Below are 25,123 nucleotides of genomic sequence, written 5' to 3'. Positions count from 1 at the left end.
CTTTTACGAATTCTTTGCCGCAAAAGCCTCGTATTGTGTCTTCATGGCTTCCGTTACCTTATCCAAACCAGCCGCTTCCAGTTTTCCTTTGAACTCATTAAATTTAGCTTCTGTATTGTCCCCATAAATTCCAAGAGAGAAGCTGTACTCATACTCATCAACAATGGAATTCACAACGGAAAGCTCCGTAGCTATGGAAGATGAGTCGAAGGTAAAGCCCGCCACCTCCGCAAACAGCTCCCTGGAATTAATACTGTCGCTGATTGCCAGCTCTCTTTCATCTGTCCCGGCCATCACAGGCTCGTCCGCACGGTTTAACGCCCATGCCCAGCTGTTCCAGCTGTAATTTTCTGCCGCATCCAGCACCATTCTCTGGCCTTCTTCATTCAAGTCCCAGTGTTCCCCTTGAATTCCGCCCAGAAGCGTGCGGTTAAGATCCACATCACTCTTCATATAGTCAAGTACCAGAGCCGCTCTCTCCGGATTTTTGGAATTTGTAGCGACAGCAATCATATCTCCATTGTACCGGCTTCTTGCCATATGAATGTCAGGGGACACATCGTATACACCAAAGGTACCCAAGCCCGCCTTTTCCAGTTTTTCTCCGGCATCAATTGCTGAAAAATTCCAACCAATGCAGCCAGAGGTTCCGTTTTCAAAATATGCGGTTGCATCATTGGTATCATTGATAGCATCCTTTGACCACACTCCTGCTGCTGCCAGTTCAGCCATTTCCTTTGCATACTCTAAATACAGATCTGACGTATAAAGGTAGATTACCGAATCCCAGCCCGGCAGCTCTGCTTTCCCGCCTGCATTATAAAAATAGTCAAAGCCTTCTGTGAAATAATCATATCCATTTGCCTGTAAATAAGGCTCCAGCGTCTGGTTTCTGTTCGCATTAGTATTCAGCGCAACCACACCTGTCTCGTTTTGAACTGCAGCCAGTTCTTTCAGGAACTCTTTAAAACTATCCCAGTCTTCGGGTTGGGTCAGCTGGTATTTATCAATTAAATCCTGTCTTGCCACAATAAAATCATAATTACTGAAGGATGCGTTTCCTTTCGGTACCGCATATAGCTTCTCTCCAATTTTGGCCTGTTCCCAGCTTACCTCCGGCTGCTGTTCATAGGTATAAGGAAGATATTTCTGTATAAAATCCATATCCATTTCTTTAAATGCGCCTTTGGCAGCTTCTTCATTATAATAACACCAGGAAGCAGTATAAATTAAATCCACATTTTCACCACCTGCCAGCACCAGCGAATATTTTGTCTGATAGTCGCTCCAGTTCAGGAATTTAATATCCAGCGTAGAATTCAGATTGGGGAGCAGGTATTTCTGGTTCACTTCCTCCAGTACCTTTCCCATATCCTTTGGTTCATCTCCAAGAACATACAGGACAATGGTTTCCGTTTCCGCCAAATCATATCCTTTCCCATAATAGGGACTGTCCTGGGAAATGGCTTCCTCCGTCTGTGCCTGTGCAGTTTCTTCAGCGGGAGCTGCGTTGGATTCCCCCTGGCCGGCATCTTTTGCCCCTGAACAGGCGCACAGTCCCGCCGCCATAACAACGGCCATAAATGCTGACAGCTTTTTCATCCATTTGTTTTTCATGATAACCCTCCTTAAATTTTATAAATAAAGTTTTCCTTTATTTCCTCTATAATCAGCCTTTCACTGCACCTATCGTCATTCCTTTTACAAAATATTTTTGAAGGAATGGATACAGTAATATAATCGGTCCCGTGGCAATCACGGTCATAGACAGCTTCAGTCCTTCCGTAGGCACCTGCCCTACCTGCATTCCTGTCATGGAGGCAATTCTTTTGAGCGCCTCAGAGCTGTTCAGAATATTCTGAAGCGTATACTGGAGATTCCATGTTCCCCCCGTACTCATAAACAGCATACAGTTATACCAGTCATTCCAATAGGTAAGGGCGGTAAACAGCCCAATCGTAGCAATCAGCGGTTTTGCCGCAGGCAGTATAATCTTCCAGAAGATACGGAAATCCCCTGCCCCATCCACCTTTGCAGCTTCAGTCAATTCAAATGGTATCCCCTTCATGAAGCTTTTTGCAATTATCATGTTCCACACGGAAAACAGGCAGGGCAGAATTAATGAATAAACATGGTTATTAAATTTAAAAAACTTGGAACACATCAAATACCAGGGTACAAGCCCCCCGCTGAATAAAGTTGTAAAGAAGAAAAAGAAGGAAATCTTATTTCTCCAGGGAAAATCAGGTCTCGCCAGTACATATCCCGTCATCGCAGACAATCCAACTGCAGTAATTGTTCCCACTGCGGTAACAAATATGGTTATGCCGTAAGCCCGTACTATAGTATCCGGGCTCTTGAAAGCCATTTTATAGGCCTCCAAGGAAAAATTCCGGGCCGTCAGAAAAAAGCTGTAGCCTTCTGTCAATATCGTACTTTCTTTTGTAAAGGAACCGACCAAGATCAGGTAAAACGGCAGCAGGCATATTACAGCAAACAACACCGTCAGCACATAGGCAATGCCAAGAAAAATCTTCTCATCTTTTCCTTTTTTTACTTTCATAACACTCTCCTTTTCAGTACCTCATTTTCTTAAAACAGTGTATAATCCGGATCAATTTTCCTGACCAGCCAATTCACTGAAACGATGGTAACAAAGCAAAGCACCGACTGATAAAAGCCTGCGGCTGCTGACATTCCTATATTGGGCGTTGTTATCAGAGAACGGTAAACAAACGTATCAATAACATCTGATGTTTCCAACAGCAGTTGGTTATTTCCCACAAGCTGGTAAAACATACCGAAGTCTCCACGGAAAATATTTCCTACAGACAGCAGAAACATAATAAAAATAGTTGGCTTAAGACCGGGAATCGTTATATATCTTATTTTCTGCCAGATATTTGCTCCATCAATGGAAGCCGCCTCAAACATCTCCTGGCTCAGTCCTGCAATAGCCGCCAGATAGACTACCGTTCCGTAGCCCGTCTGCTTCCATAATCGGATGCCAACCATAACGACAGGCCACTGCTTCACCTGCTGGTAAATGCTGAAATCTTCAATTCCAAAATGGGTAAGAATATTGCTCAGCACCCCGTTCTGTCCGAATATGTTAAGCATTACGGTAGAGACTACCACCCAGGAAATAAAGTAGGGAAGAAACATGAATGCCTGTGAAACCTTCTTAAAAGTCTTCTTTGTAATTTCACTAAGCATAATGGCAAAGCCGACCTCGAATATAACGCCAAATACAATAAAAGCCAGATTGTACAGCAATGTATTTCTTGTCAAAGCCCAAAGCTTTCCAGAAATTTTCAGATATTCAAAATTCTGCAGTCCACACCAGGGACTTCCCATAATTCCGTCATTGTAGTTATAATTCTTAAAAGCAATCGTTATCCCGAACATTGGAATATAGCTGAAAATTATCACATATAGCAAAGCCGGAAGAAGCATATACAGCAATGTTCTGTTTTTTTGCACCTGCTGCCAAAATGTTCTTTTTATCATAACCTATCTCCTGTATTCTGAAATGTCTGCCGGGCACCCGGTTTTTCCCGTTTACAGCCGCCCGGAAAGCTTTGGCTTACAGTGTCATTATATGAATTTCCCGTCTTTATCCTCAATAGTAAATTCTCCCGTCTGCTGGAAGAATTCGCAAAATTATTAGTAAATTCTTCGACTCCTAGTAAATTCTTCCACTTACCCTCAAGTTCCTGGAAACCCTTATTTTCTTATGCTACAATCAGAGTATAGTAAAACCAGAAACATAAGCTGATGCAGATGAGGATTTATTTATGAATCTTTTATTGGTGGACGATGAATTTCATGTAAGAAAAAAGCTGATGCAGAAAATTGACTGGAAGACCCTGGGAATTGACCGGCTTCTGGAAGCGGGAGACGGAGAGCAGGGATATGAATTGGCTGTTAACGAACCGATAGACATAATTATATCAGATATCCGTATGCCAAGGATGGATGGAATTGAAATGGCTGCCAAAATAAGAGAACTGTATCCGGATTGTGTTATTCTCTTTTTGAGCGGTTATTCGGATAAGGAATACCTGCGCTCTGCAATTTCTCTGCATGCTCTACAGTATATCGATAAACCGGTTTTGCCTGAACAGGTAATTTCTGCCGTCAAGGAAGCAGTCTCTTACTGTAATAACCTTCGCAACACCTCCTTTGCCGCCAAAATAAAGGAGGTCCGGCTGGCCCGGCTGCTTTGCACTCCAAAACCGGATGCAGGCCAGCTGTCCTGTCTCCTGGAAGAGTGCTCGCTTTCTACTCTGGCCTTCTCAGATTCCCGGACAATTTTGATACAGCTTCTGACCGGAGATGGGATTCCCTCCGGCCTGCTTGAAAAATTAGGTGAACTGTTAGAGCACAGCGGCCTGCATTATCTTTTAGGAGATCATCATGACAACTTAATTGTCATCCATCTGCTGTCGGATAAGGAACAGATGGTTTCTTCCTTAACTTCCAGTTTTTTTAAGCCATTATTTCAAAGAGTCTCTTATCTGTTCAAAAATACGTCCTATTTTATAGCCGTCGGACAACTGGCTGAAAACATACAGGAGGTCTACCAATCTTATCAGTCTGCTGTAATCGGACTTCAGCAGAATTTTTTCCTCGGCAGTAATTCCGTCTCTTTTGCCGGTTTTCCTGAATCACCGGAGTATAGGCCAGATGAAAATTTTCGCCGGAAGCTTCTTGGCTCCGTAAAACAGAATGACCCACACACCTGCTTTCTGCTTCTTGAATCGCTGTATCAATCCTATCAGCTTCATCCTGCGGGGCTGATCAGCGTGGTAAGGGAAAACTATTACGGAATACTCTCACAGCTGTTCCAGCATTGTCTCAGTCACCGCATTGCTTTTCCATCTGCAAGCAATCAGCAGCTTTGGGATGTTATATCTTCAGCTAAAACCCTCCGTGATCTGCACATCATAGCTGTAAACCTGTATCAGTCTTACTTTGACTTTGTTAAGAAGAATCAGGAGGAACTATCTGTATCAGGAAAGCTGCGCAGGCTGATCGAAGAAAATTACGGCAACCCGGCGCTGGGACTTCAGTTTTTAAGCGAAAGCCTCAAATTATCACAGTCTTATATCAGCCAGCTTTTCAAACAGGAAACCGGAACCACAATAAATCAGTATATTATAACCTACCGGATCGATATGGCCTCCTCCCTTCTTCTGAAAAGTGATCGAAAAATATCCGATATTGCTGATTGCTGCGGTTTTACGGATCAAAACTACTTTACAAAGCTGTTTAAGAAATGCACGGGAATGACTCCTTCTGAATACAGAGGTTATCTTCCATAGAAGAGGATGATGTGATGAAATTATTGAATAAACTGAAATTTGCTTATCTGTATGATTTAAAGATGGAATATAAGCTTCTTATATCCCACCTTACGCTCTCTGTCCTTGCTATTCTGCTGCTCACTGCGCTGCTGTATACAAATTCCGCGCGTATACTGGAACGCAAATTGCTGAATTCCGCGGAAGCTACTTCGGAAAAGATCACGCTGTCCCTGGAAAATATTATCCAGAAATATGACAACATGACATACAGCTTTTCTATGATGGAAACGGTTACCGATATTTTCTCTCATCCCGGCCCGGACTATGATTACAGCGGTATCCGCAAAGACAGAACCGATTTTGAAAACGCCATGTTTTCCTGCATTCCCATACAAATAAGAAATTCAGTTACCGATTGTGATATTCGTGTTTTTTTTGACGATTCTTTTCCCTATTTCAATAATGCAACCAGATATTCCACCTATTCCTCCATTGAAGAGGAGACCTGGTTTCAGCGTGTTTCCTCTGCATATCACAGGGACCGGACTTCCTTTTATATCCTTTCCTCCAAAGAACTTTCCGGACACGAGGATGAAATTTTTCTGTCCATTGCCCGTGTAATACCAGATAAAAATTATTACCCTTCCCCGCTTGCTGTTTTACGGCTGGATTTTTCTAAAGACTATTTAAATGAGGCCATAAGTCCCAATAATTTTGACAACGCCCTGACCTTTCTCGTATCCGAAGAAACCGGCAGTCTGATCGCATTATCCTCAGCGGATAGAGAACCTCTTTATAAGGAGTTATCCGGCTCCATACCTGTTCCTGATACAGATACGCTGGATTCCTGGAAAAAATTCCGCCTAGGAGGAACCGATTATTTTGTAATCCATCAGTCCCTTCAGTCCTACCCTCTGACACTGATAACGATGCTTCCTTCCCACAGTCTATTAAGTGAATATTATCTTCACCGTAACTTTACTTTTTTTATGGGAGGAATTCTTCTGATTCTCTGCCTCTTTCTGTCAACCATATTATCCAAAACCATGTCAGGAAGAATCATACGGCTTACTTCACGAATGAGGCATGTGAAAAAAGGCGAACTTATTCCGCTGCCATCTTCCATCATTCAGGGCCGTGATGAAATAGGGGAATTAACAAGCACCTATAATTACATGATTCATTCCATGCAGGAGCTGATTGAAAAAGAGTATCTTCTCGGCCAGGAAACAAAAAATGCCGAACTGAAGATACTGCAGGCACAAATTAATCCACATTTCCTGTACAATACCCTGGATATGATTCAATGGTTCGCTGAAGAAGGCATGCTATCCCAAATTGAAGAAGCCGTTTCTTCTCTTGCAACCTTTTACCGGCTCAGCCTGAGCAACGGCAAAGAATTTATACCTCTGCGTGAGGAAGCAGAACATGTACGTTCCTATATCCGGCTCCAAAAACTGCGTTTTCCTGATACATTTCTTTATGAAGAGGATTTTGACAGCTCCTTAATGGAATACCTGATTCCCAAAACCACACTTCAGCCGCTGGTAGAAAATGCGATCACACATGGCCTGCAGGAGAGTAAAAAAATACCAGGCCATCTGTCCATAAGAATAGAAAGAGAAAATAGAAAAACCATTAAGATCTGTATCTCTGACGACGGGATCGGCATGAAGGAGTCCCCTCAGTTTATTCTGAACACAGGAGCTGTTCAAGGAAAAAACGGGCATGGCTACGGAATACATAATGTTTCTTCCAGGCTCACTCTTCTTTATGGGCCTGATTATGGACTTTCCTTTGAAAAAAATATGCCGGAAGGCACCATTGCGATTGTCCGCCTTCCCGTTCCTGAAGAATCTGCTTTATAAAGTATGTATATAAAAAGCTGCAAAAGTATCCAATCCCCTCCTCTTTGCGCCCTGTCCATCTTGTGCTATACTTAATCTTATTACTTCTGATGAAAGGCCTGGAATTTACATGAAGAAAAAGAAAGCTCATATTCTTCCTGTCTGTATTATAATCTTATTTATCGTAACAGCTGCCGGAGTCCTGCTTTATTTCCGAAACAGGACACAGGAAGCCTTCCTCCAGCTCTCAGAGCTCAGCGAGGCTGCCAAGGACGAAAAGGACATCCCCATACCGGTCAATCCCTACTTTGACCTGAGCGTCCCCACCTATATTACTAAGCTGCAGGATACCTACTTTCTGGTGGACTGCTATCACGATGAAATCATTTACAGCGATTCCCTGGACAGGGAACTGAACGAATGGGAGGTTATGACCGATGAAATCAACCGCGGACACACCATTGCCAGCGACGGTGTGGTATATCTGACGGATGATACGGAAAATAACCGCATTCTGGTATTCGAAAAAGAGGACGGCCGGTTTATCCACACCCAGACCTTTTCCGATATTGGCATACGCCCCCACTATATCGTTTATGATGAAACAAGCGGTTATTTTTACGCGCTCAGCTCCATGACCGGTGAACTGTATGTCTTTTCCCGGGAAAAAAATTCAACGCGCATGGGCCTGAAGGAAGTCCGTTCCATAGAAAAACTAAACGGTGTCTATGTCCGCTCCTTCACCATCATCGGAAAGGAAATTTATTTTGTTTCCGGCAATTCCACCATCATCCGCGCCCGGCTGAAGGATCTGAAAATTTTGGAGGAATATCCGGTAAGCCCGGAAATTGCGGGGATGGTCCAGCTGACCAAAATAGAGGACTATTACTATATCACCATTTCCACCGACGTGGATTTCAATCAGGATTATGCCACCTTCATCCGTACAAAGGACCTGAATTCCCTTGCTTCCGGCGGTTATGAGGACATTTATGATAACTTTATCGGCGGCGGGACCCCCTACTATATCACCTCCTTTGATGGCCATTTCTACCTGACAGAGCACCGGATTCCGGGGCATTCCGTATGGCAGTTTGATGTGGAAGAGAATGAAATTGTTAATGTTGTACCGATTTTTTAGTATTGAGGTACGTTGCTATATATTGTAAAAAAAGCCGCCATGCATTATATGGTAACATATCAATGCATGTACGGCTTTTTTACATGATGCGGCATTGCAGCACCATCTTATTTTATAAGTCTGCCTCCATCAGAATTTGCAAAAGCCACTCCTGACTCATAAAAATAAGACAGCTACCAGGCGGAATCCTGCTCTCCCCTGGCAACTGCCCAATTTCTGTCCCCTACATCACTTTTTTCAAAAAAAATATAGGGTTTCCATTTATTCTATGATACCGCTTATTCTTCTGCACACTGCTAACAGCCCTTTAGCACCTCCGAAAGCCGTTCCTTCCCCATCCGGTAAGTCCCCTCAGCCTCCATCAGTAAACTGCCGTAAAAAGCTTCCGCCGCAGCCCGTCTCTTTGCCGCCAGCTTTGTTCCCCGCTCAGTAAAAAAACGATCATACAGCTTTTCCAGCTTACGCTTATACTCCCTGAAAAAGCAATCCTCCCCGTCTCCGGAACCATCATTGACACTTCCGTCACTGTTCATAGTATAAAGAGGACATCCCGTCTCTCCCGCATAAAGCAATGTCCGCGCTATCCCTATGGCTCCTGTCACATCCAGCTTGTCCGCATCAAACAATATCTTCGCTTCCACCGAAACAGGGGGGTTCTTTGAACGATACCTGTGCGCGGCAATCGCTTCCTTCACCAGCCCGGCCCGCTCCTGCGTCCACCCACAATCCATGAGGAAGGCAAATGCCTTATCACCGCCCACAGCCGCATGGCACAAAGCCGGATTCTCAAACTGCTCTCCCCGTCCGATATCATGCAGCAGGCACGCCGTAATTAAAATCTCGTAATCCACTTCCTGCTCATACGCCGCGATATCCAGCGCCGTATACAACACTCTGTAAATATGCTCCTTATCATGGGCGCTGTCATTCATACAGGAAAGCATATACGCCTCTGTTTTTTCAAACGCTTTCCAATTCATCCTGACTCCTCTCTTTTGCCGTGCCTGCCGAGCCGTTTACGATCATGATCCCCACACAGACAAGAAGCAAAGCCGCCACTCCCGTAAGCCCGAAGGCCTGGCTGCTCTCTCCCAGAAACAACGCGGAAAGCAGAACCCCGAATACAGGATTCATAAATCCAAACACCGCAACCCTCGCCACCGGATTATATTTCAGAAGAATTCCCCACAGCGTATACGCGGCCGCTGAAATAAACGCCATATAAAGAAGAAGCCCCAGCGCCGGAAGTCCCGCGCCCGCCAAACTGATGCGCCCTCCCATCGCCAGCCCGAATCCCGTGAGCAATATTCCCCCGCAAAGGAACTGATACCCGCTCAGCGTCACCGGATTTTCGTTTTCCGAATAACGCTTGATTAACGCAGAGGAAAAAGCATAGCTCACCGCAGAGAGGAAAATAAATCCTTCCCCTAAAAAGGACAGATTCATATCCAGGCTCCCGCTGCTCAGATTAATAATCACCACGCCTGCAAAGCCGGCGACACAGCCAATCACCTTTTTTGCCGTAAGCTTTTCCATATGGAACACCACCACAGCCACCAGAATCGAAAGAAAAACATTCGACGCGCCAATAATGGAAGATTTCACCCCGGAGGTATGGGCCAGGCCGATATAAAAGAAAATGTACTGCGCCACTGTCTGCACCAAAGCCAGCTTAACCACCATGTGCAGACTTGTCCTGGCAGGCACCAGCGGCTTCCTGCCTATCAGACTCCCGAAAAGAATCACAAGAATCCCCGCCAACGTAAAACGGGTTCCGGCAAACACGATCTGTGACGCGCTGTCCGATGCACCGATGGAAAACAGACTGTATCCAATCTTAATACAGGGAAAAGCGCTCCCCCAAAGAAAGCAGCAAACCAAAGCACAAACAAATACCACCCAAGTCTTACTCATATACATCTTCATACCAGAACTTTTCATAACTTCAACTCCTTCATTTTATCTCCGCTCCCAGATCGCAGCCCTGTTCCAAAGCCACGCCCCAAAAACTCCCCGCTAATTTCCCACGCCATTCTACCATACTGCCTTTCCACCCATTTTGCAACCCCCTCTCCCCCCAATTCAAGCCGATTCAATAAGTTCAGCCGCCCCCACCAATAATCCACTGAGACCAAACGGTAAACAATATACCTCATTTTATCTCCGGGATAATCGCCACCGAATTGCCTCTCCGCCCGGATACACAGCCTGTCTGTACAGCATAATCCCAGACAGTTCATCGGCTGCCGGGAATTTCTCGGGCGCGAAATATTTCCCGGGCAAAAAAAAACAGAAGCCTTTACCTTATTTGTAAAAGCTCCTGTTTCCTGTGTTGTTTCGCCGGCTCATCCGCTGACCCGTCGGAAAAATCTGACCTTCTCCGGCTTCTTTTGTCAACCTGCCCTACAGGTCTTATCTATATTTTTTTCTTCTATATTTCTCTGAATTATCGGCATATAATTTACAGTTCTGTTTTATATTCCGCAACCGCCTTCACTCCCCGCAGCGCGCAGCCCTTTTCCACCGGAAGATCATAATAAACCTGGTTGTCATAAGGATTGGGAATCGGACTATCGCTGGAATATATCCGCAGCACCAGGCTGGCAGGGTAATCGAAGCGTTTCAGCGCCGCATGCCATGTCTCTCCGTTGGTAAACCAGTCATCCGCCAGACGGCCATCCAGATAAAGCTCCGCCCTGTCGCCCACATAATCCGCTTCCAGATACAGCTGGTGAAGTTTATCCACAGGAACAGCCCCAATACACACCTCATATTCACAATATTCGGCAGCTTTACCGACAGCTTCGCTCCCCGCTCGGTTTTCTGCATCCGTCTCCAGCGGCGTAAAGCGGACAGGCACATCTGTCTCCTGCGCCTTCACAGTGAAAACCTTCGGCCCGCCTTCCGCTCTATAACAGATCACCTTTTCCTGTGCATGGCTGGAAATCAGATATATTTTTCCTTCCTGCTCTATCAGACAGCTGTCCTGATATTCCGTCACATACAACGCATCGCCCAGACGGCAGGCCCTGGCCGCCTGTTCCTCCGTCAGCGTGACCACATCCCCGGCTTCCCCTCTCCACTGATAAAAAGGATTTTCACAGACTTCCTTACTTCCATAGAAAAAGTACCTGCTGCCCAGACGGCATAACAAAGAAGCGTTGGTTTTTTCCAGAAAAGCCTCGCCCACAGGCAGGGAAAAAGGAATCACCGCACAGCTTCCCGGCTTCAGGAAAAGATGGTCAATCACCAGCTCCCTTTCCGGGAAAACCAGCTTTACGGCCGCATCCTTCCGTTCCTCCATCCGGCGCTTTCTCTGATGATTATTAATAAAAAGGAAGCCTGTCCGGCTCTCAGGGTTCACCCGGGCCGTGGTGCGTAGTGTATGTAAATCCTCCGGCGACTCGGGAAGCTTTTCCGGGAAACAGGTTTCACTCCCCGCCAGCTCTTCTCCGAAATCCTGGAGCAGCAGATGCAGCCTGCGCAGCCTTCCATAGCTTTCATTTACCTCGCCGGATTCCCTGATACAGGTCTGGAAATCATAGCTTTTTACCGGCAGATCATTATTATACCCCGTAGCCCTGGATTCCTGAAGGGTTGTTTCCTTTCCCTCCGGATTGATGCCGCCGTGGTACATATAATATCCCAGCAGATTGGCCCCGCCGCCCAGCATACAGAGCGCCTGGGCTTCAATATCTTCCGGCCAGGGATAAGTTCTTCTGTGAGAGGTTGGCTGCAGCCCGCCGCCAAGCTCTGCGGTCAGATAAGGATTTCTGCTGATGTCAAAGGTAAACTGCCTGCTCTCCTGTCTCTTCAGATCGGAACCGATATTTTCATCCTGTTTATAGGACGAAAATAAAAAGTTGGCGCTGGCGGGCATTTCCTGCACATGCTCCGCCCAGGGCGCATCCACATAGCCGCCCAGCACCGGAAGTGTATCTCCGTCCACAACGATACCACCGCCCCATCCGGTAGAGGTATAATAAGGAACCTCCATTCCGGCTTCCAGCGCCATCCTTTTCAACGTGCGCATATGCTCCATGCATTCCTCCTGGGAGGAAGGGCCGCCTCCGCAGTGTCCGTATTCATTTTCCAGCTGGATGCCTATAATTGGGCCTCCGTCCTTTGCCATCTCTCCTGCCGCCTGCTCCCCGATCTTCTGATAGAGGCGGCGCACCTCCTTCAGATAGCCGGGATCATTGCTGCGCAGCCTGCTGCCGAATTCTTCCGTCAGCCAGTCCGGGAACCCGCCGTTGCGGCATTCCCCATGGGCCCAGGGCCCGATGCGCAGCCACACCTGCATGCCAACTCTGCGGCAGGTCTCCAGAAAGCCCCGCAGATCACGGCAGCCGCCAAAGTCCCACTCACCGCGCCTTTCCTCATGGTGGATCCAGAAAACATAGGTTGCCGTCACCGTGATGCCGCCCGCTTTCATCTTCAGCAGTTCTTCCTCCCAGTCCTCCGGCTCATATCTGGAAAAATGAAACTCCCCCATCACCGGCAGAAAACGTCTGCCGTTTTTCATCAGGCTTAAGTTATCCACCTCATACAGATTTCCCTGACTATCTTTTCCACACATGGGGAGCTTCACTGCTTCCCTCATTTTTCCTGTAATCCTGATTGTGTTGTCCATACCTTTCCCTTCCTTTTTTTATCCTCAGTCCGGAGACTGTAACGACTCCGGCGTTTTATGCCGGCATTCCTGAATCACTTTTTTACAGCCAGCGCAATGCACTGCGCCTCCATCACCCTGCTGCCGGAGGAATAGCACCATTCATTGGCAACGACGGAAAGCGGATACCTTTCATAGAATGCCTATATTACATCATTCCAGCTCTCCACTGTTTTTCCCTGTCAGGATACGAAATACTGGCCGTCTCTGATATACCCGATCCTATGCCATCTCGGCAAAATATCTGTCTGCAATATATTCAGCCGATTCAGCCCAAAGAGCATTTTCTGTTTCCTGCAGAATCCTATATGTTTTCGAACAATAAAACCGCAGCATCGCCTCTTCAAAAGTTATCTTTAAATTTTCCTGCAGAATATCGACTACCGCCCTGATTTGAATACATACATTCATCGTTATATCTTTCCCCTGAAATGTATAAATCACATCACTCATAGAACGTCCTCCTTACTAATTTTAAACTTTCCAATGCCTTTTTATTATGAAATGATATCTGATTATTAACATTATTATATCTGAGTCTTCCAACCGCCTCATCTGCAGTCAAAATACCTGAAATATATAACTGAACTGTCTCCATCGTATTATCGTCAGCTACCGGGCCAATTACGACATCATAGTTATGCTGTAATCCTCCAATAGAACGATTTTTTCTGATAAATTCCAGCCACTCCTTATTTAACCCATCAAATCGCTTTATATTAAGCAAATCTCCTTCCTCAAAAGAATACTGATATACATAATAACCTTTCGATTTTTCCCGGAGACTGAGCCTATAGGCCCATTCCCTGGCCTGGTTTTCAAGAATCGTAGTATAAAATCCCACCCCAAAATCTCTTCTGTTATGAGATTTATTCAAGTCTATCTGTTCAAATCTTTTCGTTGTTCCATGAAATACGGTAAGACTATGCAAATCCTCCTGAATAATTTGTTCTACATAATTCATCACTTCCTCAAAACCAACCTGATGAAGATACTCATGCTGAATCATAATTTTCTCAAACACCTGATACCGATAAAAAATGTTTATCGCTTCTTCACCGGTAATATGGTTTCTTTTTGCGTAAGTCTCCATTGCCTGAATAGAAAGCATTTCAATATCCGATTGTATGCTCAATTTATTTCCTCCCCCAATGTAACCATTACACCAAAATCAATTTTCCTTAAGTCTCCAAATATGAACTTCATTCAACTACTGTATGTCTCCATATATTGATGCTTCCACATATCCTTCTTCATATACATTATACTTTTAACCATTCCTGAGTGCAAGTAATTGCAGCAGGATGACACAATGCAAAACTCTTTGTTCAAATGCCTAAAATGATTGACAAGAAAAGGCTACCAACTAAAAGAGAAATAAAAAAGAAAACGCCCTCCGCCATTGGAAACACGTTTTCTCAAAAATTTTATAATATTTTTATCAACTGCACCAATACAGATACCCGCACACCGCTTCTACTCCAGATACCTGTCCCTGAGTAGCTCCAGCCTTCCGCCGTCCAGCCCCATTTCCGTTTTCAGGAAATTCTCCATCCCGCCGAAATTTTCATCGATGGCGGCGAATACACTGTAAATATAGCTCTCCTTCACCTGCATCAGCTCCCGGAGGCAGTTGATAAGCTGTGGATTATGCAGGCGTTCCTTCAGCTTTTCCAGATGGCCTTCCACCACGTCCCCGGTAAATTCATTCACCATCATATAATCCCTGACAATGGTTTCCCGCGGCACGCCCAGCGCCGAAAGCAGCAATGCCGTGCCCACGCCTACACGATCCTTACCGGCGCTGCAGTGCCAGAGCAGGGCGCCTTCTCCATGGGAAAGAAGGATTTCAAAAAAGTGCCTGTACTGCTGCCTGGAAAAAGGCTCCATCACCAGGTCACGGTACAGCCCGTCCATATATTCTTCAGCCGCTGTTTCACTGCTGCTCATTTTCTGCACCAGCATTTTCATCATATCAGTTTCCGCGGATTTCTCCCGCGTAATGCCTATGGCCTGATCGCTGAGTATGGGATTCTCCACATACTCTACGCCGGGAAGCACCGGATCCGGCGCCTCCACCTTTTCCTGGCCGGTCCTGAAATCCACATCCGTGCGAAGCCTGTATTCTTCCAGCAAAACCCGCTGATCCTTTTTAGTCATACCGGCAAGCTGGCCGCTGCGAAGCAGCTTCTTCGGCCGTATATGCCTGCCGTCCGCCGCTTCAAAACCGCCTAAATCTCTTGTATTATGCAGCCCCTCCAGGGGAATTCTCGTAATTTCTTTCATCCGGCCTCCTGGGATTTTCCATAACAGCCCCGATACCCGGAACCGTTATGCTTTCTTATTCATATTCCGTTTAATAACCTTCAGTCTGGTGAATTCTTCTCTTTCCTTCTCCTCCAGCGCATTGCTGATGTCCTTTACAAGAACCGTATACGTAGGGATGGTAATATTTTTAAGCGCATTGGCCCGCTTCTGCGTCTTGCGGATATTCATGGCCAGGCGATAGGCCGCATTTTCCACCATGGACAGCTTTATCGTCAGATCCTTTACCTTCAGGAAGCCCTCCCTGGCCCTGTCCACCGATTCCCTGGTGCTGTAAAAACCATAGCTGGGACCGGCATCCTCCGGGGTGTACTCCACCTTGGGAATTTCCGTTCCCATAATGCTCCTGGTTTTAATCCGTATGGAGCTTTCGATGGGCACAGCATGGGAAATTTCCTGGACATAATGGATGCCTACCTCAATGTTTGCCTGCTGAAGGGCCTCATAGGCGTTGGTAAAGGTCTCATTGATTTCGGACTGGATGGCCTTGGCTTCCTCGTTCAGGTTCATCAGCTCCCTGATGAGGATATTCCGCTTCTTATCCATCAGCTCATATCCCTGTTTTGCCAGCTCCAGGGAATTTTTCACTATGATCAGATTTCCCTTGGTAGGGAAAATATTCTTCTCCGCCATGTGCTACCTCCTTTCTTCACAGTACTGCGGCATTCCTGCAAAAACAGTGCCGGATGCAGTTCAAATGCCAAAACTGCCGTCATGCCGGCTGCTGTTCTTTTTCCTCCGCCGGGTAGTACTGTTCCAGAATCTTGGTATTCACACGATCCAGCTCTTCCCTGGGCAGCATATGCAGTAGCTTCCAGCCGATATCCAGGGTTTCCTGAATAGTACGGTTTTCATCCTGCCCCTGGCCCACGAAATGAGCCTCAAAGGCCTTGCCGAACTCCAGATATTTTTTGTCCAGAGGGGAAAGCTCATCCTCACCGATAACGCTGGCAAGCGCCCTGGCGTCTCCCACCTTCGCATAAGAAGCGAAAAGCTGATTGGCCACGTCCTGATGATCCGCCCTGGTATACCCTTCCCCGATGCCGTCCTTCATCAGACGGGAAAGGGAAGGCAGCACATTGATAGGAGGATATACGCTTTTTCCGTTCAGCTCCCTGTCCAGGACGATCTGCCCCTCTGTAATATACCCGGTCAGGTCCGGGATAGGATGGGTAATATCGTCATTGGGCATGGTAAGAATGGGAATCTGCGTTACAGAGCCGTCCACGCCCTCCACAATGCCTGCGCGCTCGTAAATGGTGGCAAGCTCGCTGTACAGATAGCCCGGATAACCCTTTCTGGAAGGGATTTCCCCCTTGCTGGAGGAAACCTCACGCATGGCCTCCGCAAAGGAAGTCATATCCGTCAGAATTACCAGGATGTGCATATTTTTCTCAAAAGCCAGATATTCCGCCACGGTGAGCGCCACCTTGGGGGTAATCAGCCTTTCCACCACCGGGTCATTCGCCAGATTCAGGAACATCACCACATGATCGGATACGCCGCTTTCCTCAAAGGTGCTTTTAAAATATTCCGCCACATCGTATTTTACACCCATGGCCGCAAATACGATAGCGAATTTTTCATCGGAATTGTCTCCCAGGGACGCCTGACGCACGATCTGCGCGGCCAGCTGGTCATGGGGAAGTCCGTTTCCGGAAAAAATAGGAAGCTTCTGCCCACGGATCAGCGTGGTAAGGCCGTCAATTGCGGAGATCCCGGTCCGGATATAGTTCCTTGGATATTCCCTTCTCACCGGATTCAAAGGCTTGCCGTTTACATCCGCCTTTTTTTCCGCCACGATTTCGCCCAGGTTATCGATGGGCTCCCCGATGCCGTTGAAGGTTCTTCCCAGTAAGGATTCCGACAGGCCGATCTCCATGGGACGTCCGGTAAAACGGGTATGGGTATTTTGCAGGGACAGGTTTTCCGTCTTTTCGAAAACCTGTATCACCGCTTTATCATCATTGATTTCCACCACACGGCCCAGCTTCTTTTCCTGCAGGCCGTCGTTTCCTGTGGAGGTAATTTCCACCACCTCGTCAAAGGAAGCTCCCTGTACGCCTTCCAATACTACAAACGGGCCGTTCACACTGCTCAGGCCCAAATATTCTACTGCCATGACGTGCCTCCTTTACGCATTTCTGGCAATGACATCATCGTAGAATTTGTCGATTGCCTTTCTATAATCATCAAATTTGTCCAGCCTGTTATTTTCCACATCGAACTTAATGGAAATCACCCGGTCAAAAATCGGATCCTCCTTCAGCACGGACATGGGCATACCCATGGAAATCAGGACCTTTGATTTCTGGTACAGATAAAGTATTGTTTCCATCATCAGCTTCTGCTTTGCCAGGGGCACGCAGGTGTCCTCCGGATGGAACGCATTCTGCTGCAGGAAGCCCAGGCGGATCACTCTGGCAATTTCCAGGGTCAGCTTCTGATCATCGGGAAGCACATCGCCACCGATCAGCTTGACGATTTCCATCAGGCTGCTCTCCTGGGTCAGAATGGAAACCAGCTGGTTCCTGTTATCGATAAAATCGCTCCCCACATGGTCCGCATACCAACTGGCCAGATCGGGCAGGTATTCACTGTAGCTGGACAGCCAGCTGATGGCCGGGAAATGCCGCTCATGGGCCAGCGCCTTATCCAGCCCCCAGAAGCAGCGGACAAAACGCTTTGTATTCTGCGTTACCGGTTCGGAGAAGTCGCCGCCCTGGGGGGATACCGCACCAATAATGGAAACGCTTCCCTCCGTGCCGTTTAAGTTCTGAACCATACCCGCTCTTTCATAAAAAGCGGACAGACGGCTGGCAAGATATGCCGGGAAGCCTTCCTCCGCGGGCATTTCCTCCAGACGTCCGGAAAGCTCACGAAGCGCCTCCGCCCAACGGGAGGTGGAGTCCGCCATGATGGCTACATGATACCCCATATCCCTGTAATACTCCGCCAATGTCACGCCTGTATAAACGCTGGCCTCACGGGCTGCCACAGGCATGTTGGAGGTATTGGCGATAAGTACGGTCCTGTCCATCAGGGGATTGCCCGACTTGGGATCGATCAGCTTGGAAAAGTCCTCCAGGACCTCCGTCATTTCATTACCCCGCTCGCCGCAGCCGATATATATGATAATATCCGCATCCGACCATTTGGCAATGGAATGCTGCGTCATGGTTTTCCCCGTGCCGAAGCCGCCGGGAATTGCCGCCGTACCTCCCTTGGCAATGGGAAACAGCGTATCCAGGATTCTCTGCCCTGTCACTAACGGCTGGGAAACCGGAAACCTTCTCGCTGAAGGGCGGGGCCGCCTGATGGGCCACTTCTGCACCATGGTCAGGTTCACCTCCGTGCCGTCCGCCTTCTGCAGGACAGCCAGCGTGTCATTGATGGTATATTTACCGTCCGCAGCCACGCTTACAAGATATCCGTCCATGCCTGGAGGCACCATCACCTTATGGATGATGGCAGGGGTTTCCGGCACCTCGGCGATAATGGTTCCGCCGTAGACCTTATCACCCTTCTTCACCACCATGGTGGTATCCCATTCCTTATGCACATCCAGGGAATCCACGGCGAAGCCCCTGCTGATAAAATCACCTGATACCTTCGCCACCTCGGAAAGAGGCCGTTCGATACCGTCAAAAATATTATTGAGGATGCCGGGGGCCAGCGTTACGGACAGCGTGGCTCCTGTTCCCGTAATGATTTCACCGGGCTTCATTCCTGAGGTTTCTTCATATACCTGGATTGTTGTAAATTCCTTTGTCAGGGAAATCACCTCGCCTATCAGCCGTTCCTCCCCTGCATAGACCATTTCCCCCATTGAAAAACCAACATCGCCTTTTATCGTAATAACAGGCCCGTTGATACCATAAATCTTTCCTGTTCTTTCCATTACAAGCTCTCTCTTTCTGCCGCTTTTACAGCCTGCGGCGGTTATCAGGAGCATATCCCGTAAGCCGCAGCACACGCATCAGCTTTTGAATACAAACGCCTCTTCCGCTTCCTTCAGCTTCGTCTCAAAGGACTGGTCTATCAGTATATTCCTGGTGCGGATCAATGCACGGATGCCTCCGCCGAACCCGTATTTGCTCACTTCAACCGTTGTGTTGGTCATGGAGGCAAGAGAGTTCAGCTTGCCGGAATCGGCGGGATCAATATAGATGAGCACCTCCTCATCGCCTGCAAACTGCTTCGCCTTCCGGATTTCCGCCACCAGATAATCCTGGTACTCCCTGGTGTCCATATAGCGCTCCAGCTTATCCCGTACCTCGGTAAAAAGCTTTGCCTTCAGCTCTTCCGAAAGCTCGCTCACCTTTTCCCGGATTCCCAGCTGCGCCCTGGCAATTTCGGTATTCTGCTTTTTCTTAAAGCTGTCCTCGGAAAGCTTTACCTGAAGCTCTGCCTTCCTGGTGCTTTCTTCCTTATGTTCTTCAAACGCCTTTTCCAGGGCCTTTGTATAATCCTCAAGGATTTTGGCATTTCTGGCGTTGGTGCTCTCTGTCGTCACATCCAGAAAATGCTTTAACTTTTCCTCTGTTGTCATAAAGCCTTCCTCCTATAACTCGCTGCCGCTGCGCAGCCCTGCCCGTCACAGCTTGATACCGATTGCCTCATTTACATACGCCGTGATAAAATCCGACCTCCGGCCGGTACCATGCCTGTCAGGTATCTCAACCACAAGCGGCACTTTACAATTCAGCTTCACATTGTTGACGACATCCGGAAAATCCCTTCCGAATTTTTCCGTAAGAAGCAGGATACCGATTTCCTTATCGGCAAGCACCTTGTCGATTTCTGCCTTCAGCTCCTGTTTCTCATGAACCACCGCACCCTCTACGCCGGCAAGCCTCATGCCGGTGTAGGTATCAATGTTGTCGCTGATAAGATACATTTTCATTACAGCTTACCAAGGATCATGAAGGCAATGATCAGACCGTACAGGCAGACACCTTCGGCAAGACCTACGAAAATCAGGGACTTACCAAGGATGGAGGAATCTTCACTGATTGCGCCCAGCGCTGCGCTTGCCGCACTGGCTACGGCGATACCGCCGCCCACGCAGGAAAGGCCGATGGAAAGGCCGGCAGCCAGATAGCCAAGGCCTGTTGCGGTTCCTGCAGCAGCCGCTGCCGTCCCTGCGGTCTCCGCTGCAAAGGCGTTGCCTCCGAACATCACAAGTCCGGCGCCGAGCATCAGGCCGAAGAATGCCAGCGCATTCACCGCCAGGGAGATTTTATATCTTCTTTTGCTTCTCTCCCCTTTAAAATACATCCTGAAAGGAACTACAATGCTTAAAATCAATGCTGTGAATAACAAAACTTTTGCCATGATAATGACCTCCTTAAAATCAATCAGTTTTTATGTGGTGTAGCTTTTTTATGTGGTACAGCTTTTTTTGAACGATTTGCCAAAGCCGCCCCGTCTGTGCATCAGCTGCTCTTTGCCGCCTTCGCATACGGCTTGAACTCCCTGCCGTCGCCCTTATAGAAACGGCTGAAAAATTCATAATACTGAAGACGCAGGCCCTGGATTCCAACAATCAGGCCTTCCATGCCCAGTACGATCAGGTTGCCGATAATAACTACGATAATATTGGGGGTTCCCCCGTTTTCCGCGCCAGCCAGCATCATGACCACCTGCATCATGGCGGCGTGGCTCACCGCAAAGGCGCCGATACGGACAAAGGAAAGCGTATTGGAAAAATAGCTGAGCAGCACTTCAAACATTTCAAAAAATGCCTGTACCACAAACATTCCCTTTCCGCCTTCAATCAGCTCCTTCTTTTTGTTCAGCTTGTTCGTCAGCGGCTCCTTGCAGGCAATCACCAGAAGCGGCACCACGAACATCACAACAAGCACGATTCCTGCCGGAAGGGCATTTCCTGTCATATACAGGACCACCACTGCGGCAACCGCACCGTAAAATACCAGCCCGGCCACGCCGTTGGTATCAAACAATGCCTCACCCAGCTGCTTTGCGCGCAGACTGTTGATGATGTGGAAAACCATCATCAGGATCACCAGCCCCATGCCCAGCGCCACCGCCACCACGAAAACCGTATTCAGGTTCCCGATAAAGGGCAGCGTGGTCATGGCCTCCGTAGGCCGCAGCCACAACGGCTCAATCACATCCTCAAATCCGAACACACTGCCGAAGCAGAAACCGAATATCGTGGAAAAAATACCGCAGCTTCCCACAATGGCCGCCAGATTGAGCTTTTTGAATTTATACAGAAGCATACCGCCGATAAACAGGCACAGCCCCTGTCCCACGTCCCCGAACATGGCTCCGAATATGATAGAATAGGTCACCGCCACAAATATCGTGGGATCAAATTCCTGATAATTCGGCAGGCCGTACATCCGGATAAACATTTCAAAGGGTTTGAAAATCCTGGGATTCTTCAGCTTTGTGGGCGGTTTGCGGAATCTGTTTTCCAGGCTTTCGTTCTTGCCGTCCTCCACCATGCAGAAAACATCGGCATCCCCTTCGATTTCCTTTTCGAACCGTTCCGCATCTTCCCTGGTCATCCAGCCGCAGAGGATGAAGAAAACCGTGTCCTTTGCCTTCGTAAAGGCTGCTAAGCGGCGCACATCAAAATATTCCGCGCTGTCAGAAATCGTTTCGGCGGCAGCAAGCATCTCTCCCCCACGCGCCATGAGCTTTTCCTGAAAAGAATCCTCTATCTGTGCAAGGCTCTCCTCCAGCTCCTTCTGCCGTCTGGTCAGGGCTTCGAACGCTTCCTCCACCGTGCCTTCATAATCATCATCAATGAAGGTACGCTCAAAATGAAGGGATGCATAAACCGCATCCACCTTCTCTTCTTCCGCGGCAGGGACGAAATAAACGCCCCAGATATAATTCTCATCTCTTCCGCATTCATCAAAGATGGTGCAGATATCATCCATCAGATATTCCTTCAGTTTGGAATAGGATTCCACAGGAATTTTCCCGAAACGGAATTTAATATGCTTGAAATGAAGAATGGACGCCACATCATAATGCAGATTCTGGAATGGCCTGATATTCACCAGCAGCTCCACAACTTTTTTCCGCTCGGCTTCCAGCCCGCTTTTCTGCGCCCTGCATTTTTCCAGTTCTGCATAAAGCTCCTCAGTCAGGGCAACAGCAGCCTGCGTTTCCATTCTTTTTCCCGACGGCGCAGCGTTCCCAATCTCCCGGACGCGGCCGGCCAGTTCTTCCGCCCTGGCCAACACACCCCGGTAAGGATTGCTGTCCGCACAGGGAGTGATATTTTTAAGATCTTTAAGCTCTGATAAAGTATTCTCCAGCTGAATCTCGTACCGGGAAAGATACTGGGAGGTCACCCTGTCAATCTCTTCCTTTGGTCCGACGATGCTGATAAACTTCATTTTTTCTACCACTGCTCACACCTCCTGTACAGGCGTAACTGTCCAGTCCCTTCACAGTCACGCCAGATATTCCTTAATCCGTTCTGCGGCCAGGCCGTAGCGGACGCATTCTATTACCTTAATTACCTTATTGACCTCCTGCTCCTTCTGGTACAGGTATGTATCCAGACAGGCTACAGAATAGGGCTGTGTGCGCAGATTCAGTGCATGCACTTTGTCCATCAGCCGGCCGCAGATGCCCTCCAGCTGGGCTGTGCCCGCCTCCTGCATATCCCTTCCGTAAACGGTGCCCTGCAACACATCCATGAAATCCTTGGCGCTTTCCGCCTCCACCAGTTGCTTCACCTGGGAAGTGGAAAGCCTGTAGTGGATGGGAATCAGGAATTCATAAATATCGGCGGGCGCCATATGATAATACTTTCCCGCCCTGTGGATCCACTGGATATTCAGCGTGTCTGCCTCCAGCCCCGCCGACCTCTGGATCACCTGCAGATCCGCCTTCTTCAGATGCTTCCTGGCATCCAGCCAGAGCTGTTTGAAAAAAAGCATATCCAGGGCGCTCTCATAATCAAAAAGATTCGCTTTCCCTGACCGGCCGACCATCTCCAGCGTTTTTCCATAGATGGTTTCCTGGAGCAGCCCAATCAGGCCCTCCACGCTTTCCGCCTGCATCAGCACATTGGGATCCATTTCCGAATGCCTCTCAAACACCGCCTGATAGGCAGACAAATCAATATCCGCCCTGTCCTCGTTACTGTCAAACAGATAACGCAGCACATTTTTCAGAAAGATTACTTCATAGCGCATGAAATAATCCTCAAGGAAAACTCTCTGTTCCAAATCAGCAAACCGGTACAGCTTGCCGAAATCATAATAAAGCGACTGCTTTACCAACGCTTCCGCCGCACCCCTGTGCAGATGAGCCTCATCCTTGTCAGCCAACACCTTCTCATAAGAAGGCATTTTTTTCAAATAAGAAAGGACTTCCGGTACGCTGTGCAGATCACTCATTTCACGGAACTGCTCCGGCGAAAGCAGACGGCCCTTCATGGCCTTCACCTTCGTGGATAGCCCGCTGTAACGGAATAAACTCATAATACCTGTCCTTTCAGATACGGACCATTTCCTTCACAAGCCCGTCACTCATTTTTTCGTGTTCCCTGTCATACTTGCGCTGCAGATTCTCCAGCCGCTGCGCTGTTTCCTCCTTCAGGCCGGCGAGCGCTTCTTCTTTTTCTTTTTCAAGCTTCTGCTGCAGTTCATCAAGCCTGCGTTTCGTCTCAGCAGCCAGCCTGTCATCGAAATCCTTTGTTTTCGCCTCCATTTCGGCAGAAATTTCTTTCTTTCGAACTTCTACCGCTTCATTCATCCGGTTGGCAGTATCTTCAATCTCCGCCAGCCTGCTGATCACTTCATCTACGGCTTTTTCCATACGCTACCTCCTGCCTTTATATCGTCAATATGCCCATTCTTTTCAAATCAGTTTGTCATATTGCCCATATCAACTAAGTATACCACCGACAAATTCAAACCACAATATGCATTATTCACAAACAAACAATGTTCACTTTCCTTTTTTTGAGCACAAGAAAAGCGCCCGGTTGCCGATTCCAGACGCTCTTTAGATCTTTTTCTCTATATCCCTGATTTTCTTTTCTGCGCACCTTCTAAGTCCTCCTGTTCCTCGTTATCAGGATAGAAATGAAGTTGTGTCATGTAAAAGATAATCCGCCATTCTTGTAATAAATTCAGCATTAGTCGGACGTTTTCCTTCCGTCTGACAATAACCGAACAGATTTTTATGTTCTCTTTCATCTCCCCGTTTCCAGGCAGACTCAATAGCATGTCTTACGGCATGCTCCACTTTTTCCTTTGTTGTTTTGTGCTTTTTGGCGACCTCCGGATATAGCCTTTTGGTAATTCCATCCAGCGCCTCCATGTCATTAAGGCAGATCTCAAGAGCGGTCTTAAGATACTGATATCCTTTCAGATGCGACGGCATTCCAATTCTTGAAAGAAGCCGTTCAATACGCCTTTGTGCAGAGCCACTCCCCCTATTGTCTCCACCAGGCGCCCCGTAGGATAAAATGATCTGAAGATCCTTGTCCTGCCTTAGTAACTGGGTAAGTTGAAATATGTGTGACTGATTACAGTCAGACACAGATACCCACATACAACTCATATGCTTTCTCCTCTCGTATCATTCCCCACAAAATTGTATTAACAATTAGCAGTTGCTTTACTATTATATCAGATAATTTTTATTTGTAAAGGTAATTTATGGCACAATTTTAGAAAAATTTTATTTTTTCCGTGCCTTTTATGGCACCAACCGGGATAGATAGGTAGTTGCATGGTTGGATTTTGGGGGTGTTAAAACCGGCCTCGGGCAGTTGGGAGTGTGGTTTGTGGGGCGGCTTTGGGCCTGCGGCCGGGATGTGGCGGGG

At 47.6% G+C, this 25,123-nt stretch carries 22 protein-coding genes; 3 read left to right on the top strand and 19 right to left on the bottom strand.

The annotated features are described in order from the left end of the window. Positions 1 to 3: 3 nt before the first annotated feature. From DXC51_RS28220 to DXC51_RS28210, 3 genes are read right to left on the bottom strand one after another with little or no spacing between them, the layout of a single operon-like run. Positions 4 to 1,617 (bottom strand): ABC transporter substrate-binding protein, encoded by a 1,614-nt coding sequence (locus DXC51_RS28220; RefSeq protein WP_117545948.1) that lies wholly within the window; start codon positions 1,615 to 1,617, stop codon positions 4 to 6. 52 nt (positions 1,618 to 1,669) lie between these two features. Then, complete coding sequence (locus DXC51_RS28215; protein ID WP_117545946.1) at positions 1,670 to 2,563, bottom strand: carbohydrate ABC transporter permease; 894 nt, start codon at positions 2,561 to 2,563, stop codon at positions 1,670 to 1,672. Between the two features lie 29 nt (positions 2,564 to 2,592). Next, positions 2,593 to 3,510: an ABC transporter permease gene (locus tag DXC51_RS28210; protein ID WP_117545944.1), complete on the bottom strand. Its 918-nt coding sequence runs from the start codon at positions 3,508 to 3,510 to the stop codon at positions 2,593 to 2,595. 287 nt (positions 3,511 to 3,797) lie between these two features. On the opposite strand from DXC51_RS28210, the gene DXC51_RS28205 reads away from it, so the two are divergent. The 3 genes from DXC51_RS28205 (at position 3,798) to DXC51_RS28195 (ending at position 8,297) form a co-directional block, all read left to right on the top strand. After that, a complete protein-coding gene (locus DXC51_RS28205) occupies positions 3,798 to 5,327 on the top strand; it encodes a helix-turn-helix domain-containing protein (protein WP_117545942.1) in 1,530 nt (509 codons plus the stop codon). A 14-nt stretch (positions 5,328 to 5,341) separates the two neighbouring features. Beyond that, positions 5,342 to 7,177 carry a sensor histidine kinase gene (locus tag DXC51_RS28200; protein ID WP_117545940.1) on the top strand — a complete coding sequence of 612 codons (1,836 nt, stop codon included), beginning with the start codon at positions 5,342 to 5,344 and terminating at the stop codon, positions 7,175 to 7,177. 109 nt (positions 7,178 to 7,286) lie between these two features. Continuing rightward, positions 7,287 to 8,297 carry an NHL repeat-containing protein gene (locus tag DXC51_RS28195; RefSeq protein WP_117545938.1) on the top strand — a complete coding sequence of 337 codons (1,011 nt, stop codon included), beginning with the start codon at positions 7,287 to 7,289 and terminating at the stop codon, positions 8,295 to 8,297. Between the two features lie 296 nt (positions 8,298 to 8,593). On the opposite strand, the gene DXC51_RS28190 is transcribed toward DXC51_RS28195, so the two are convergent. The 16 genes from DXC51_RS28190 to DXC51_RS28110 form a co-directional block, all read right to left on the bottom strand. Then, entirely contained in the window at positions 8,594 to 9,277 is a 684-nt protein-coding gene (locus DXC51_RS28190) for an HD domain-containing protein (RefSeq protein WP_117545936.1), read from the bottom strand. Then, entirely contained in the window at positions 9,258 to 10,238 is a 981-nt protein-coding gene (locus tag DXC51_RS28185; RefSeq protein WP_117545934.1) for a DMT family transporter, read from the bottom strand. The genes DXC51_RS28190 and DXC51_RS28185 overlap by 20 nt, the downstream gene beginning before the upstream one ends. A gap of 520 nt (positions 10,239 to 10,758) precedes the next feature. Beyond that, positions 10,759 to 12,930: a beta-galactosidase gene (locus tag DXC51_RS28175; RefSeq protein ID WP_117545930.1), complete on the bottom strand. Its 2,172-nt coding sequence runs from the start codon at positions 12,928 to 12,930 to the stop codon at positions 10,759 to 10,761. 261 nt (positions 12,931 to 13,191) lie between these two features. Next, positions 13,192 to 13,422, bottom strand: a complete 231-nt coding sequence (locus tag DXC51_RS28170) for a hypothetical protein (protein ID WP_035320859.1) — start codon at positions 13,420 to 13,422, stop codon at positions 13,192 to 13,194. Beyond that, positions 13,415 to 14,104 carry a DUF3990 domain-containing protein gene (locus DXC51_RS28165; RefSeq protein WP_035320861.1) on the bottom strand — a complete coding sequence of 230 codons (690 nt, stop codon included), beginning with the start codon at positions 14,102 to 14,104 and terminating at the stop codon, positions 13,415 to 13,417. The genes DXC51_RS28170 and DXC51_RS28165 overlap by 8 nt, the downstream gene beginning before the upstream one ends. A gap of 341 nt (positions 14,105 to 14,445) precedes the next feature. After that, positions 14,446 to 15,255 carry a tyrosine-protein phosphatase gene (locus DXC51_RS28160; RefSeq protein ID WP_021634297.1) on the bottom strand — a complete coding sequence of 270 codons (810 nt, stop codon included), beginning with the start codon at positions 15,253 to 15,255 and terminating at the stop codon, positions 14,446 to 14,448. 45 nt (positions 15,256 to 15,300) lie between these two features. Then, entirely contained in the window at positions 15,301 to 15,927 is a 627-nt protein-coding gene (locus DXC51_RS28155; protein WP_021634298.1) for a V-type ATP synthase subunit D, read from the bottom strand. Positions 15,928 to 16,006: 79 nt separating this feature from the next. Beyond that, positions 16,007 to 17,416 carry a V-type ATP synthase subunit B gene (locus tag DXC51_RS28150; protein ID WP_021634299.1) on the bottom strand — a complete coding sequence of 470 codons (1,410 nt, stop codon included), beginning with the start codon at positions 17,414 to 17,416 and terminating at the stop codon, positions 16,007 to 16,009. Positions 17,417 to 17,428: 12 nt separating this feature from the next. Then, positions 17,429 to 19,195 (bottom strand): V-type ATP synthase subunit A, encoded by a 1,767-nt coding sequence (locus DXC51_RS28145; protein ID WP_025488599.1) that lies wholly within the window; start codon positions 19,193 to 19,195, stop codon positions 17,429 to 17,431. Between the two features lie 78 nt (positions 19,196 to 19,273). Next, entirely contained in the window at positions 19,274 to 19,846 is a 573-nt protein-coding gene (locus DXC51_RS28140) for a V-type ATP synthase subunit E (RefSeq protein ID WP_021634301.1), read from the bottom strand. A 45-nt stretch (positions 19,847 to 19,891) separates the two neighbouring features. After that, entirely contained in the window at positions 19,892 to 20,200 is a 309-nt protein-coding gene (locus DXC51_RS28135) for a V-type ATP synthase subunit F (RefSeq protein WP_009251169.1), read from the bottom strand. Then, a complete protein-coding gene (locus DXC51_RS28130; protein ID WP_021634302.1) occupies positions 20,200 to 20,631 on the bottom strand; it encodes an ATP synthase subunit C in 432 nt (143 codons plus the stop codon). The genes DXC51_RS28135 and DXC51_RS28130 overlap by 1 nt, the downstream gene beginning before the upstream one ends. 101 nt (positions 20,632 to 20,732) lie before the next feature. Further along, positions 20,733 to 22,688 carry a V-type ATP synthase subunit I gene (locus tag DXC51_RS28125; protein WP_035320864.1) on the bottom strand — a complete coding sequence of 652 codons (1,956 nt, stop codon included), beginning with the start codon at positions 22,686 to 22,688 and terminating at the stop codon, positions 20,733 to 20,735. Positions 22,689 to 22,733: 45 nt separating this feature from the next. Next, positions 22,734 to 23,771, bottom strand: coding sequence for a V0D/AC39 family V-type ATPase subunit (locus DXC51_RS28120; RefSeq protein ID WP_021634304.1), 1,038 nt, complete (start codon positions 23,769 to 23,771; stop codon positions 22,734 to 22,736). 13 nt (positions 23,772 to 23,784) lie between these two features. After that, positions 23,785 to 24,108 (bottom strand): hypothetical protein, encoded by a 324-nt coding sequence (locus tag DXC51_RS28115; RefSeq protein ID WP_021634305.1) that lies wholly within the window; start codon positions 24,106 to 24,108, stop codon positions 23,785 to 23,787. A 258-nt stretch (positions 24,109 to 24,366) separates the two neighbouring features. Beyond that, positions 24,367 to 24,858: a sporulation initiation factor Spo0A C-terminal domain-containing protein gene (locus DXC51_RS28110; RefSeq protein WP_025488595.1), complete on the bottom strand. Its 492-nt coding sequence runs from the start codon at positions 24,856 to 24,858 to the stop codon at positions 24,367 to 24,369. Positions 24,859 to 25,123: the final 265 nt, after the last annotated feature.

This window comes from Eisenbergiella massiliensis, assembly GCF_003435485.1.
The sequence above is the reverse complement of the archived record's forward strand: the minus strand, read 5'-3'. Positions and strand labels throughout refer to the sequence as shown.

Excerpts from the sequence above, each read along its gene's own strand:
- DXC51_RS28220 (WP_117545948.1), bottom strand. The coding sequence starts at position 1,617 with ATGAAAAACAAATGGATGAAAAAGCTGTCAGCATTTATGGCCGTTGTT.
- DXC51_RS28215 (WP_117545946.1), bottom strand. The coding sequence starts at position 2,563 with ATGAAAGTAAAAAAAGGAAAAGATGAGAAGATTTTTCTTGGCATTGCC.
- DXC51_RS28210 (WP_117545944.1), bottom strand. The coding sequence starts at position 3,510 with ATGATAAAAAGAACATTTTGGCAGCAGGTGCAAAAAAACAGAACATTG.
- DXC51_RS28205 (WP_117545942.1), top strand. The coding sequence starts at position 3,798 with ATGAATCTTTTATTGGTGGACGATGAATTTCATGTAAGAAAAAAGCTG.
- DXC51_RS28200 (WP_117545940.1), top strand. The coding sequence starts at position 5,342 with ATGAAATTATTGAATAAACTGAAATTTGCTTATCTGTATGATTTAAAG.
- DXC51_RS28195 (WP_117545938.1), top strand. The coding sequence starts at position 7,287 with ATGAAGAAAAAGAAAGCTCATATTCTTCCTGTCTGTATTATAATCTTA.
- DXC51_RS28190 (WP_117545936.1), bottom strand. The coding sequence starts at position 9,277 with ATGAATTGGAAAGCGTTTGAAAAAACAGAGGCGTATATGCTTTCCTGT.
- DXC51_RS28185 (WP_117545934.1), bottom strand. The coding sequence starts at position 10,238 with ATGAAAAGTTCTGGTATGAAGATGTATATGAGTAAGACTTGGGTGGTA.
- DXC51_RS28175 (WP_117545930.1), bottom strand. The coding sequence starts at position 12,930 with ATGGACAACACAATCAGGATTACAGGAAAAATGAGGGAAGCAGTGAAG.
- DXC51_RS28170 (WP_035320859.1), bottom strand. The coding sequence starts at position 13,422 with ATGAGTGATGTGATTTATACATTTCAGGGGAAAGATATAACGATGAAT.
- DXC51_RS28160 (WP_021634297.1), bottom strand. The coding sequence starts at position 15,255 with ATGAAAGAAATTACGAGAATTCCCCTGGAGGGGCTGCATAATACAAGA.
- DXC51_RS28155 (WP_021634298.1), bottom strand. The coding sequence starts at position 15,927 with ATGGCGGAGAAGAATATTTTCCCTACCAAGGGAAATCTGATCATAGTG.
- DXC51_RS28150 (WP_021634299.1), bottom strand. The coding sequence starts at position 17,416 with ATGGCAGTAGAATATTTGGGCCTGAGCAGTGTGAACGGCCCGTTTGTA.
- DXC51_RS28145 (WP_025488599.1), bottom strand. The coding sequence starts at position 19,195 with ATGGAAAGAACAGGAAAGATTTATGGTATCAACGGGCCTGTTATTACG.
- DXC51_RS28140 (WP_021634301.1), bottom strand. The coding sequence starts at position 19,846 with ATGACAACAGAGGAAAAGTTAAAGCATTTTCTGGATGTGACGACAGAG.
- DXC51_RS28135 (WP_009251169.1), bottom strand. The coding sequence starts at position 20,200 with ATGAAAATGTATCTTATCAGCGACAACATTGATACCTACACCGGCATG.
- DXC51_RS28130 (WP_021634302.1), bottom strand. The coding sequence starts at position 20,631 with ATGGCAAAAGTTTTGTTATTCACAGCATTGATTTTAAGCATTGTAGTT.
- DXC51_RS28120 (WP_021634304.1), bottom strand. The coding sequence starts at position 23,771 with ATGAGTTTATTCCGTTACAGCGGGCTATCCACGAAGGTGAAGGCCATG.
- DXC51_RS28115 (WP_021634305.1), bottom strand. The coding sequence starts at position 24,108 with ATGGAAAAAGCCGTAGATGAAGTGATCAGCAGGCTGGCGGAGATTGAA.
- DXC51_RS28110 (WP_025488595.1), bottom strand. The coding sequence starts at position 24,858 with ATGAGTTGTATGTGGGTATCTGTGTCTGACTGTAATCAGTCACACATA.